General features: G+C 48.0%; 12 protein-coding genes. 6 read left to right on the top strand and 6 right to left on the bottom strand.

Features of this window, described 5'->3' with window-relative positions:
- Positions 1-4 precede the first annotated feature (4 nt).
- Positions 5-199 carry a hypothetical protein gene (locus FGT79_RS24150; protein ID WP_138755416.1) on the top strand — a complete coding sequence of 65 codons (195 nt, stop codon included), beginning with the start codon at positions 5-7 and terminating at the stop codon, positions 197-199.
- A 58-nt stretch (positions 200-257) separates the two neighbouring features.
- Here the strand turns inward: FGT79_RS24150 and FGT79_RS24145 are convergent, their stop codons facing one another.
- On the bottom strand, positions 258-1,400 hold the full coding sequence (locus FGT79_RS24145) for a YfbR-like 5'-deoxynucleotidase (RefSeq protein WP_138755415.1): 1,143 nt from the start codon (positions 1,398-1,400) through the stop codon (positions 258-260).
- Between the two features lie 111 nt (positions 1,401-1,511).
- On the opposite strand from FGT79_RS24145, the gene FGT79_RS24140 reads away from it, so the two are divergent.
- The 3 genes from FGT79_RS24140 (at position 1,512) to FGT79_RS24130 (ending at position 5,167) form a co-directional block, all read left to right on the top strand.
- Positions 1,512-2,492, top strand: a complete 981-nt coding sequence (locus tag FGT79_RS24140) for a bile acid:sodium symporter family protein (RefSeq protein ID WP_246096594.1) — start codon at positions 1,512-1,514, stop codon at positions 2,490-2,492.
- Between the two features lie 72 nt (positions 2,493-2,564).
- A complete protein-coding gene (gene pnpS, locus FGT79_RS24135) occupies positions 2,565-4,340 on the top strand; it encodes a two-component system histidine kinase PnpS (protein ID WP_138755414.1) in 1,776 nt (591 codons plus the stop codon).
- Between the two features lie 107 nt (positions 4,341-4,447).
- A complete protein-coding gene (locus FGT79_RS24130) occupies positions 4,448-5,167 on the top strand; it encodes a response regulator transcription factor (protein WP_138755413.1) in 720 nt (239 codons plus the stop codon).
- A 57-nt stretch (positions 5,168-5,224) separates the two neighbouring features.
- Here FGT79_RS24130 and FGT79_RS24125 read toward each other — a convergent pair whose 3' ends face one another.
- Positions 5,225-6,091 (bottom strand): helix-turn-helix domain-containing protein, encoded by an 867-nt coding sequence (locus FGT79_RS24125; protein ID WP_138755412.1) that lies wholly within the window; start codon positions 6,089-6,091, stop codon positions 5,225-5,227.
- Positions 6,092-6,292: 201 nt separating this feature from the next.
- On the opposite strand from FGT79_RS24125, the gene FGT79_RS24120 reads away from it, so the two are divergent.
- Complete coding sequence (locus FGT79_RS24120; protein WP_138755411.1) at positions 6,293-7,156, top strand: lipoate--protein ligase family protein; 864 nt, start codon at positions 6,293-6,295, stop codon at positions 7,154-7,156.
- A 98-nt stretch (positions 7,157-7,254) separates the two neighbouring features.
- On the opposite strand, the gene FGT79_RS24115 is transcribed toward FGT79_RS24120, so the two are convergent.
- The 4 genes from FGT79_RS24115 to FGT79_RS24100 form a co-directional block, all read right to left on the bottom strand.
- Positions 7,255-7,695, bottom strand: coding sequence for a threonine/serine exporter family protein (locus FGT79_RS24115; RefSeq protein WP_138755410.1), 441 nt, complete (start codon positions 7,693-7,695; stop codon positions 7,255-7,257).
- Between the two features lie 24 nt (positions 7,696-7,719).
- The gene (locus FGT79_RS24110) at positions 7,720-8,478 is read right to left on the bottom strand and encodes a threonine/serine exporter family protein (protein WP_246096593.1); all 759 of its coding nucleotides are present in this window, start codon (positions 8,476-8,478) and stop codon (positions 7,720-7,722) included.
- Positions 8,479-8,505: 27 nt separating this feature from the next.
- A complete protein-coding gene (locus tag FGT79_RS24105; protein ID WP_138755409.1) occupies positions 8,506-9,693 on the bottom strand; it encodes a M20 family metallopeptidase in 1,188 nt (395 codons plus the stop codon).
- Between the two features lie 145 nt (positions 9,694-9,838).
- The gene (locus FGT79_RS24100; RefSeq protein ID WP_138755408.1) at positions 9,839-10,687 is read right to left on the bottom strand and encodes an AraC family transcriptional regulator; all 849 of its coding nucleotides are present in this window, start codon (positions 10,685-10,687) and stop codon (positions 9,839-9,841) included.
- A gap of 121 nt (positions 10,688-10,808) precedes the next feature.
- Between FGT79_RS24100 and FGT79_RS24095 the strand changes: the two genes are divergently transcribed.
- Positions 10,809-12,884, top strand: coding sequence for a beta-galactosidase (locus FGT79_RS24095; protein WP_138755407.1), 2,076 nt, complete (start codon positions 10,809-10,811; stop codon positions 12,882-12,884).
- Positions 12,885-12,922: the final 38 nt, after the last annotated feature.

Below are 12,922 nucleotides of genomic sequence, written 5' to 3'. Positions count from 1 at the left end.
ATAAATGGTGGATGGAAGCTTGCGTGCCAAGCAAGAGAAGCTGCAGCTTGATAGCGCCAAAGTGTTAGAGGCTGAGCATTCCTTGCAGCAGGAAGAGAAAGCCTTGACGGAGCAACGCAGCGATGAGGGAGCCAATCCGGAATGGCAGCGTTTCTATGAAGTCATTAAAGGAATTACGAAAGATATGCGTTACGATTAACGCTTAATCCTTTATAGCCTGCCTGGGAATGATAACCTAGGCAGGCTATTTTTTTACCTTATTGTCCAATTAGATTGGCATAGGTTAAATCATGCAGCGTATAGGCAAGAAAGAATATAACGCAAGGGTTCTCGTACCGGTGCTGAACCTTAACGAGCTGATTGTAGTAGGTATCAGCATAATGAGGGTTATTGCGCATTTCGAGGCTAGCTTTGATCAAAGCATCCAGCTTGTCCGCAATATCCACCATTTCACCTATATAATCATCCGATTTGCTATTGGCAATAAACTCAAGCATATCCTCATGAAAAAGCTCGGGCAGCTTGTTGATCATAAACAGCGCGGTTTCCTTCTCATATTGCTCGAATGCGAGCTTGATATCCGGATTATTATGCTTGAAATTCGAGACGACATCGCCAGACAGCGCTTCTGGCAGATCATGAAGCGTAGCCTTAGCAAGCAGCTTGTATAAATCAATGGTTTTGTTGCCGAAGCGCTCTCTCTCGAGCAGGCCGTTGAACAAAGCGAGCGATGCAACACGGAAGGAATGTGTCGCGTCATTGTCAGGCACGAGATTATAGCTGCCATTCCATCTCTTCACCGTATCGAGTCCGACGATGTATTGGATAAACTCATATAAGCCTGTTTGCTTCTTATATTCTTCCAGTAGCCATAGAATCGAGGTCAGTCCAGTAGCTTCAAGCGTCTGTTCAAGCTCTTGATACTTGGCATGAAAGAATGGATTCGAATCATAACGCGATTCTCGGTGGCAGAATAAGTAAGCATCGAGTGTGTCGATTGCATCCACTAGGCGACCGATATGGGTATCATCCTGAGCATGTACAATATAGTCGAATGCTTGCGGCTGCAGCGATTTCGAGAGATAGGAGACGATTTCCTTGCTTAGCTCTTGCTCATAGCTTCTTATATGATTCATCACAAGCGATTCTTTTTTGGTGACATGCTTAATTGAGCCTGTGCCCGTATTATTTAGATCGCCCCAGAGGCATCTGCCAAGCAGCTTGAGCTTGTCGATCGGCTCCTTGCCCATCTTCTCCTCAATGATCCCAATCATAATGGATAAGGCGGCGCATCTGAAGCTGTGAGCGGATGCATTGTCCTCGAAGCGCGGTGCATGCTCGCTCCATCTGGGCACATATTGCATGCGAATAATCGTATTGGTGAATTTTCCGTTCTTCATATATCGGCTCCTTAGCACGTGAAGTTCAAGAGATTCCGCTCAAGTACGGTTTGACTATGCTATTATATAGCTTATGTACAAATACGACTAGATGAGGTAAATGAGGGATAGATGATGCGTGAGTTCGGTTTGGCCTTTAATCGTTATTTTGAAAAATGGATGTTTATCCTTATTCCAGGCTCATTGGTGCTCGGATTCCTATTTGCTTCTCAACTGCAGCCCTTTATTCAATCGGTTCCCTATCTATTCGCGTATATCACACTCACGATGGCAATCGGCTGCGGCTTAGACCAGCTGCGTGTCGTGATGAAAAGGCCAGGCATTATGGCGCTGACCTTCCTTATTGCACATGTACTCTCGCCCTTAGCAGCTTACGGGCTTGGCATATTAGCCTTCGGTGCGGATTCTCCATATGTCGTTGGACTTGTGCTGTTTACGATTATACCAATCGGTGTTTCTACGGTGCTATGGGTCGGGATGTCCGGTGGCAGCGTCCCGCTTATGCTGGCGATGGTCGTGCTGGATTCAGCACTTAGTCCACTGGTCGTACCTGCGGGCATCCATCTGTTTTTCAAATCGGCTGTAGAGGTGAAGGCTGGTCCGATTGTGATGGATTTGCTCATCATCATCGTTCTTCCTACTATAATAGGTGTTGCTCTCAACTATTTCAGCCGCGCGCGTATTCAACAGGTTGTTGCTCCATACACGTCACCGCTCTCGAAGCTATTCTTCGTTGCAGTTGTCGCGCTCAATGCGTCGGCGATCGCGCCGCATCTGGACAAGCTGAAGCAGGATATCGCGGTGCTGGTGCCACTTGTTATTGTGCTAGTAGGTCTGTGCTATGCCTTCGGTTATATCGGAACTGCTGCGCTGCGCAATAATGAACAGCAGATCACCGTTTCCTATGCTACGGGAATGCGCAATATTTCGCTTGGCATCGTGCTCGCACTTGGCTATTTCAGTCCACTGGCTGCCGTACCCGTGGTGCTATCGATACTTATCCAGCAGCCGCTCGCGACGGTGCATCATTACGTTTTACAAAAACTTAACAAAGGCAAGGGTGGTGAAACGGCGGCTACCCATGTACGATAAACGTTGTATATTAGGGAAAACAGCTAATAACGAAGGTGTTCTGTGTTTCAAAAAACGTGGGGAGTGAACAAGATGAACAGCTTTCGAACCAGGCTGACGCTTATTATGATCGCAATGATTGCTTTGTCGGTCATAGCAGCAGGGTTGTTTATGGTCAAAACATTCAAAGAAAACCATATTAATGCACTCGAGGACAATATGGTACGTGAGATGCAAATTATTTCGGCCAAAATGGAATGGAAATCGGGCGAGCTGTCGGAGCTTCAGCCGTATTACTCGAAAGAAGCGAAGGAGCTAAAGCGCTACACAGGCGCAAGAGTTACCTTTATCCGCAATGATGGAGCAGTTCTTGGCGACTCGGACGGTGACCCAGATGAAATGGATAATCATTTGAACCGAATTGAAGTTAAAGAAGCATTGAAATCAGGATCGGGCAGAGCGATCAGGGCCAGCGATACGATTAAGCAAAATATGATGTACGTAGCCATTCCGGTGGAGGTCGTTCCGAATCAAGCTCCAGATGTCATCAGGCTGGCTATGAGCTTGAAAGAGGTTGACGAGAGCATCAATCAATTAGCGTTGCTGCTGTTTGCAGGCCTGCTTGTGCTGTTTCTGATTGCGGCGCTTATCAGCTACCGCCTCGCACTTAGCTTGACGCGTCCGCTTGAGCAGATTACAAGAGTGGCTAAGCGAATTAAGAACATGGATTACAAAGCGAGAGTAAACGTGACGAAGCAGGATGAAATTGGCGAGCTGGGCAACGCTATTAATGCGATGGCTGACAGTCTGCAGGTTCAGATGACTCGAATTCAGCAGAATGAGAATCAGTTGGAGAGCGTTCTCGACAATATGATTAACGGCATCGTAATGATCGACCGTAGTGGTAAAATTGTGCTGATGAACCGGCGCGCAGAGGAAGTGCTCGGATTCTCAGCTCGAGAACTGGTTGGACGTCACTATGCCGAAGCCAAGCAGCAATATGAGCTTTCTCAAATGATTCAGGAGGGCCTGAAGAGCAAGGAGCATCTGCGCGAGGAAATTACGTTCTACTTCCCGGAGGAGCGGCTGCTTGAGCTTAATCTAGTGCCGATTCATCCTGAAGGCAATGAATTCTCTGGCGTGCTTCTCGTTCTGCAGGACGTTTCGGCGATTCGCAGGCTGGAGCGGATGCGGAGTGAGTTCGTCGCGAACGTATCCCATGAGCTGAAGACACCGATCACCGCGGTAAAAGGTTTTGCAGAAACGCTGCTCGGCGGTGCGGTGAACGATGAAGAAACAGCTCGCTCATTCCTGCAAATTATATTTGATGAGAGTGATCGTCTTAACCGTCTGATCGGCGACATCTTGGAGCTCTCCAAGATCGAGTCTCGCCGTGTTCCGCTCGTATTCTCCCCTGTGGAGGTCGACACATTCGTTGATAAGTCGATTAAACTGATGGAATCGGAGGCTGCGCGCAAACGGATTGAGCTTAGCATGAGCATAGAGCCAGGCTTGTATGTAGAAGCGGATGAAGACCGGCTGCGTCAGATCATGATGAATTTACTTTCCAACGGCATTAACTATACGTCCGAGGGCGGACGGGTGTCATTGCATGTGGAAGGCATCGGTGATGATTACATTCGCATTCAGATTAGTGATACAGGAATTGGCATTCCGAAAAAGGATTTGCCGCGTATTTTCGAGAGATTCTACCGTGTGGACAAGGCACGTTCTCGCAGCTCAGGCGGCACGGGGCTTGGCTTATCCATCGTTAAGCATCTAGTTGAGCTGCACAAAGGAACGATCTCTGTAACGAGTGCTGTAGGGGTTGGCACGACATTCACAATCGAGCTTCCTGTACTGCAATAGAAAAAGATTTACCTATTCTTCATGAAACCATGATAAACTAAGTGTAAAAGTTTTAAATATGCGAAGGCGGTGCCTATGGCACTGCCATTCGCCAAGCTGGAGGTAACATGTCGCATAAAGTGCTCGTAATAGAAGATGAACCGACATTGGCTAGGCTTCTGTCGTACAATTTGACCCAAGAGGGCTATGAAACGACCGTTATTGATCATGGCGGTGAAGGCTTGCAAACCGCTTTGCAGCGCAATTTCGATTTGGTCATTCTCGATATCATGCTTCCGGGCATGAATGGCTTTGAAATTCTGAATCGCCTTCGTCAGAACGGGGTAAGAACACCTGTCATTATTCTGACAGCACGCAATGCGGAAGAAGAAGTGGTGCAAGGCTTAAAGCATGGAGCCGACGATTATATTACGAAGCCGTTTGGTGTAGCGGAGCTGCTTGCTCGTGTATCCGCGGTGCTTCGCAGGACACAGCTCGATGACAGCAAGCCGATCGAATCGACGGAGAAAGTGATTACTGCTGGGGATTTATCGATCTATCCTGAGAAGTATGAGGTTATTCTGGGCGGTGAGACCATTCCGCTTAGACCTAAGGAGTTCGAGGTGCTGCTATATCTAGTACAGCGCCCCGGCATGGTGATTACGCGGGATGATCTCATGAATGTCGTATGGGGTTTCGATTATATCGGCGGCCAGCGTACGGTAGATGTTCATGTCAGCTCGCTGCGGAAGAAGCTTGAGCTTGGCCAGCAATCGGTGCAAATTGAATCCATCCGTGGCGTAGGATATAAACTTGTAATGCCAAAAAAGCTCGTTACCCCGAAATAATAGGGAGGACGAGCTTTTTCTATCGGTTTCTACGGGTTGTTATGCATGCTATGGCTGCTACTGCCGATTCCAGACAAGCATTTTACGCTGGAACTGTTTAGGCGAGCAATCATTGTATTTCTTGAACATTTTGTAGAAATGAGCCATATTCGGCATGCCGATCCTCTCGCCTACCTCCGAGATGCTCAAATCCTTCGTTAGCAGAATTCGCTCTGCCCACTTCACCTTCCGATAATTGACGTATTCCGTAAAAGAAAGCCCAATCGTCTTTTTGAAATATTTGACGAAATAGTAATAGCTCATATTGGCGATTTTGCAAACCTCCTCGACTTGAATACGGTCAGTCAAGTGGTTCTCGATATAATCGAGCACAGGCTTGAGGCGAATGCGGTCAAAGTTGTCTTGCTCTATAAGCACTTTTCGGCTGTCATGGCGAAGCAGAATGAGCAGTATCTGTTTAATGAGCACGCTGACTGCCAGCTCGTAGCCCGTTTCTTTACAATCAGCTTCTTTCAATAATTGCTGAATATATGCTGCGGTTTGCTCTTTAACTATTTGATTTTCCTGAAAAATGTAATTTGCTTTGCTCAGAGGCAACTGGGTTTCCGAGAAATAGCGCATATAAGGAATCGTGCTTTGATCAAAAAAAGGCTCAAGATCGAATTGCAGCACAATATAATCAACCAGATGATAGCTGCGGTCGCGATGCAGCTCGGATGCACCGATAATCATAACGTCTCCGCTTGTTAGATGATAGCATTCCTCTTTGATATAGACATCTAAATCACCTTCTAGAATAAACAACAGCTCAAGCTGTTTATGATAATGCCAATTGGTAAATCCATCGAGATCGCGGATCGTTTGAAATATACGCAGCGACAGCAATGGATTCTCATAGGCTACCTTCTCATTTATTGCTTCCATGTTGCTGCTTCCCCCTTTGGCGCTGCATGACAATACCCTTATTGTATGGAAAGCGCTCACTATTAGCAATACAAATAGCTGCATTATTCGTCATACTTTGACTGAAAGCAAGTGTATGATGCATGATCATTCCATTATCGTTAGAATAGGAGAGGAAGATGAATGATCGGATTCATTGCAGGAGAGGCTGGTTAACAACAAATGGACCAAACGCAAATCGACGAACTTGACTTGGGAAAAATAGTGCTGCTTGACCGAATAAACGAGCTGGATGAGCCGGATGTGCTTTACTCCTTCGCGCTTGACGAGCTGCTTTGCAGGCAGACAGGACAGGGTGGACCTGCGGTTTGCCACATCTGGCGACATCCGAAAGGACTTGTGATGGGGCTTCGTGACAGCCGGCTTCCGTCTGCTGCAGAAGCCGAGCGCCGATTCGTGGCTGAAGGCTGGTCTACGGCCGTTCGTAATTCAGGCGGGGCAGCGGTTCCGCTTGATTCAGGCGTTATTAATATTTCCTTGATTATGCCTAAGCCTGTGGTAGATTCCTTTCACTTTCATAACGACTTCGAGCGGATGTACAACTTGATACGGCATGTACTCAGAGGAACGGGATACCGTGTTGATAAGGGAGAAATTAAAGGTGCTTATTGTCCGGGAGAATTTGATCTGAGCATAAACGGGCTGAAGTTTTGCGGGATTGCACAGCGCAGGCAGACGCATGCCTTCATTGTGCAGGCGTTCATCGTTGCAGCGGGGGATGGTCAGGAACGGGCGAGGTTGGTACGTACGTTCTATGATCAGGCTGCTGCTGGAGCAGCAGCGAATGAGTTCCCGCTTGTTATAGATAATCGCACAGCCAGCTTGGAACAGTTGACAGGTCTTGGAGCAGAGGCGGGAATCGGAGCGGTACAAGCTTTCGTGAATGAGCTCAAGCAGGTTGTGATGTTACAGCAATTGGCCTCAGGAATGATAACTGAAGATTACCAGCTCGAGCTGCCTGCGAGACCGCAAATCCTAGCTATGGCTGATGTACTTCGTTCCAGATATGCGATTGAAGCACGTTAGGTGGAGCTGTGATTTTGCGAGCATAGCTGCATATTTGCCCAGACTATCTTTGTTCGCGAAGGGATGTTGAGCAATCTTCCTGTGACATACATTTGCCGCTATCCAGGCTTCCGTTCTGATTTACGTATAATTTGATTAATGACCTCCGAGAACAGAAGTCCGATCGCGATAGCCCCCGATATCATAAAAGCTTTGACGGCCAGTTGTACGGCGATGTCGTAATGATCCTCTACTACGTTGCGCATAGCATCGTATGCAAGTCCGCCTGGAACTAGCGGAATGATGCCTGATACGCTGAATACGATAATAGGTGTTTTGTATAGCTTGGCGAAGAGCTGGCTGATGACTGTTACGACAAATGCAGCAATTAAGGTAGATGGGATCGCATCGAGATTCATCTGCGTACAAGCTATATAGATGAACCAGCCAATCATCCCGACAGCGCCGCAGTGAAGCAATGTTCGTTTCGGGGCGTTGAAGATCAAACCGAAGGCAGCCGATGCGATGAAGCTGGTTGCCAGTTGTTCAAGCATCATCATGATGATGCACCTCCATCATTCGAATTAGTAAAAAGAAAGTACGGCCGCGATGCCTGCTCCGATTGCGAATGCGGTGAGAAACGCTTCCGCTCCTTTGGACAGCCCCGATACGAGATGACCGGCCATTAGGTCGCGAACAGCAGCTGTAATAGGCAAGCCGGGCACTAAGGGCATGACCGAGCCGATAATAATTTTGTCCAGATCGGTGCCGAAGCCCTTATGGACAAAAAATACGGATAAGGTGCCGATTAGCAGCGCGGTAATAAACTCAGCGAAAAACTTAATTGGAACCACGCGATGAAGTTGAAGGAAAAAGGCAAAGCCAATACCGCCGGCCAGCATAACAGGCAATGCATCGCGCCAGCTTCCTTGGAACATAATGAGAAAGCAGCTGCTCGCAATAGCAGCTGCGACTATTTTCAGCCAAGACGGATAGGTAAATGCCTGCGTATCGAGTTCTTGAAGCATGCGGTGCGCCTCGCCTGCCGGCAGCTTGCCTGTACTTATTTGTCTGGAAATGTCATTAACGAGCGACACTTTTAGCAAATTAGTTGATCGCTCATTAATTCGAATCAGCTTCGTCATTTGCGAGGAGCCGTCAATGGCGAATATGATGCCAGTTGGCGTGACGAAGCTATGCGAATTTTCAATGCCGTAGGCGGCTGCAATGCGTACCATCGTATCTTCGACCCGATAGGTTTCTCCGCCGTTTTGCAAAATAATTTTGCCGGCTAATAAGCAGATTTGCGTAATTTCATGACTGTTGATCATGCTTTGGCTCAATGAGGCCTGCCTCCTTAGGTAAGCGTATTAATTGCTGCGCCTAGCCTGTTGCTCGAATTCCGAACGGATCTGTGCCAGCAGGGCGGGATCAGCAAATACATCGTAAGCTGTAGCTGCCAGCATTTTGGCGCCAAAGAGCATACCATCCAGTGCATAATCCGTCATCGCGGCATCACGGAATGCTACGGTATGAAGCAGCAGCCGCTCCTGTACGACTTTGACGTACGGATGAATGGCTGGACAGCGAACCGATACATTTCCTAGATCCAGTGAGCCGTGATCCTTGCCGATTTCAATTTGCTCTGGTCTAATGCCTGCTTCGATGAGATTCGCGTTAAATTGTTCGGACAACGCTTCATTCGTAAGCAGCTCATCGTAGGCGTATTCGAACGCGTTGGTTGCAAGCGTACAGCCTGTTTGTAGAGCCGCTCCCTCAGCACAACGAAGGACTTTAGCTGCTAATTCATTCGTGTAAGCGCGTGTGGCAGAGCGCACATAAAATTTCGCTGAGGCGTAATCCGGAATAATATTCGGCGCTTTGCCCCCGTTGTCGATGATGCCGTGAATGCGGGCATCGCTCCGTATTTGCTGACGTAGGGCATTAATGCCGTTGAACAGTTGAAGCACCGCATCGAGGGCATTAATTCCCTCATCCGGGCTTGCGGCTGCATGTGCTGCAAGTCCCTTATATTCGAATTGAATCGCATCCATCGCAAGGGATTCGCCAGACTGTTCGAAGGTATGATACGGATGCGCCATCAATGCAAAATCGCAGTCATCGAATAAGCTGGCTGCTGCCATTGGTACCTTTGCACCGCGTGTTTCCTCGGCAGGTGTGCCATAGATGCGGATTTTTCCGCCAAGTCCACTGTCAAGCAGAGCGGCTTTCAATCCTACGCCAGCTGCGACGCTCATCGAGCAAATAAGATGATGGCCGCAGGCGTGACCAATTTCCGGAAGCGCATCATATTCGCATAAGAAGCCGACCGTAGGTCCTGGCTTGCCCGTATCGAATACAGCGATGAAAGATGTCTCGATAGCTAGAATGCCTCGCTCAACCTCGAACCCGTATTTTGACAGCTCAGCAGTCAGCAGCTCAGCTGCAAAAAACTCCTCATGACCAAGCTCGGGGCGGTTGCCGATAGAGCGCGAAATGCAGCGGAATTCCTCTGCGTACTGGTCTATTTCATCAAAGACAAGCTGTTTATTCGTCATATGGATTGCATACCTCCTAATTATGAGTTGAAGCGCCGAAGTTTGCCCGTAAACACATATATGTACAAACAGCGGCCTCAGTTTGTGTCGGTAAGAAAGTATGCGATCTTACAGAGCATACTAAGCTTGTGCAGTCACTCGTCTGCTAGCGCATGCCGTGTATTTTCTTGAACTGCTCAGGGCTCAGCCCTTCCAACCGCCGGAAAACGGAGCTGAAATAACTAGGGGAGTCGAAGCCGACGCGCTGGGCGATCTCATGCATTTTGATATCGCTCTCGCGGAACATGAGCTCCTTGCTCCGATTGATTCGTTCACGGTTGACGTATTCCATCGGCCGCATCTTGAGCGACTTCTTGAACAGCAAGCATAAATACTGAGGTGTTACATCCATGCAGCCTGCCAGATCCTTGATCGTTATGAGCTCATTATAATGCGTCTCTATGTAATGTAGCACCGGCTGCAGCTTCAAATAGTTTTGCTCCACGGAATTCGAGCTAACAAGTATAACCTTCATCAAATCGAGTAAAAACATGTAAACGAGCTTCGAGCATTCAAGGCCAAGAAAGGCTCGTCCGGATTGCGTCATGGCGTAAATGTTTTTCATATGGGTAACAATCATATCATGATCAGCTGTAGAATAGACGCCGGATTGTACAATTCCAGCTTGCCTGAACAGCTTATCCGACAAATCTCCGCGGAAGCTCATCCAGATGACATCCCAGGGCTCTTGAATGGAGAAATAACGATGCTGCTCATTCGGGAATAAGCAGAAGCCCTGCCCAGCGCGAACGGTCATTCGCTGATCGCCTACATGAAGCTCGCCGCTTCCGTCAATTACCTGCAGCCACTGAAAATGAGGGTACCCATTCGGCCGATCAATCGACTCTTGGTTGCTCCAATGCCCGATACTTGTCAAATAGACAGGGAGCATCGTGTCCGTCTCTGTTAGTATCGGAAAAACCATCGTATCGATAATGACAACTCCTTGTTTCATATTTTTAAAGTAATGCGAAAATACTATTATATAGTTAACGATATGAACGAGTTATAATATGAATATCATTATAGTATACCCAATAACAATCGCAATCAAGATGAAACTGGAGGTCGCTGAAATGACTTTGAAATTCCCGCCGATTAGTTCGAAAATTCCGCAAATGCTGCATGGTGCAGACTATAATCCGGATCAGTGGCAGAAATACCCTGAAGTGCTGGCAGAAGATATTCGCCTCATGAAGCTGGCACACTGTAATGTCATGTCTGTAGGTATATTCGCATGGATGGCCATTGAGTCAGAGGAAGGCGTATTCACGTTTGACTGGCTCGATACGCTTCTTGATACATTTGCTGCAAACGGCATTTATGCCTTGCTCGCTACACCAAGCGGCGCTCGTCCGATATGGATGTCTCAGAAGTATCCGGAGGTGCTGCGCGTAGCTCCGAATGGTATTCGCAATTTGCACGGCGCACGCCACAATCATTGCTTCAGCTCTCCTGTATACCGTGAGAAGGTCACGATTATGAACACAAAGCTTGCTGAACGATATTCCGATCATCCCGCCGTTATTGGCTGGCATATCTCCAATGAATACGGCGGCGAATGCCATTGTAATTATTGTGAGGATGCATTCCGCGGCTGGTTGGAAAATAAATATAAAACGATCGACGCGCTTAACGATGCGTGGTGGACGACATTCTGGAGCCATACGTATACCGACTTCAGCCAAATCGAGTCCCCGACGGAGCGCGGCGAGAAAGCGGTTCACGCTCAGAACGTTGACTGGAGAAGATTCGTAACAGACCAAACGGTTGATTTCTGCCGGAATGAGATCGAGCCGCTACGTGCAAAAAATAGCGAGCTTCCGATTACAACAAACTTTATGCTTGATTTCGAGCCGCTTAATTATTGGAAGTTCACGGAGCTGCTTGACATGATTTCATGGGATGCTTATCCAACTTGGCATGATAATGGTGAAGATGATAGCGAGCTGGCAGCTTGGATCGGCTTCAATCATGATATATTCCGTTCACTCGGCGGCGGTAAGCCGTTCATGCTGATGGAGAGCACGCCAAGCATGACGAACTGGCAGCCTGTAAGCAAATTGAAGCGCCCTGGTATGCATATGCTATCCTCGCTTCAAGCGGTTGCGCATGGTTCGGACACGGTTCAATATTTCCAATGGCGCAAGAGCAGAGGCTCAAGTGAAAAGCTTCATGGATCGGTCGTTGACCATGTCGGTCATGAGCACACAAGAGTATTCCGCGACGTTGCGGAGCTCGGAGAAACGCTTGAGAAGCTGACGGAGGTTGTCGGCACGACGGTTAAGCCGGAGGTTGCTCTTATTTATGATTGGGAAAACCGTTGGGCTGTGAAGGATTCACAAGGTCCTCGCAATGGCGGCCTTCATTATGAGGAAACGGCGAAGCGTCATTATCGTCCGTTCTGGGATTTGGGTGTTTCGGTCGATATTATTGATTCCGAGTGCAGCTTTGATTCCTATAAGGTGCTCGTTGCACCGATGCTTTATATGGTTCGTCCAGGCGTGGGAGAGCGCATCGAAAAATTCGTTGAACAAGGCGGAACTTTCATTGCAACCTACTGGAGTGGAATCGTCGATGAGAACGATTTGTGTTTCCTGTCTGGCTTCCCAGGACCGCTTCGCAAGACGCTTGGCATTTGGTCGGAGGAGATCGACTCGCTGCATGACCATGATTCCAATCGCGTTGTGCTGAGTGATGGCAATTCACTTGGACTAAGTGGTGAATATACGGCACGCGAATTATGTGATCTTATCCATCTAGAGGGAGCAGAAGCACTTGCTGTATACGGAGAGGATTTCTACGCAGGGCGTCCAGCTTTGACCGTGAATCGTCTTGGCAAAGGCAAAGCGTATTATATTGCTTCTCGTAATGAAGCGGCCTTTACGAATGATTTGTTTGCACGAATCGTTGAGCAAGAAGGCATTAAGCGTGTACTGAATACGGAGCTTCCGCAAGGCGTAACTGCACAATTGCGGACAGATGGTCAAAGCGATTACGTGTTCGTCTCCAATTTCAGTGCGAACGACACGAAGGTTGAGCTTGATGGACGTGAGTATTCTGATTTGTTGACGGGTGCTGCTGCTGGCGGCCAAATCGAGCTCGGTGCAAATAGCGTTCGAGTTTTGAAAAGGGCTTCGGCGCAAGCATAAAGCTTATTGATTAATAGACTGTGCGGTACCTTGCAGAT

Origin of the sequence: Paenibacillus sinopodophylli, from assembly GCF_005930355.1 — a bacterium.
In the GTDB taxonomy this organism is placed as follows: Bacteria; Bacillota; Bacilli; order Paenibacillales; family Paenibacillaceae; genus Pristimantibacillus; species Pristimantibacillus sinopodophylli.
Note: the sequence above shows the minus strand (reverse complement) of the source record. Positions and strands in the feature narration are given on the sequence as shown.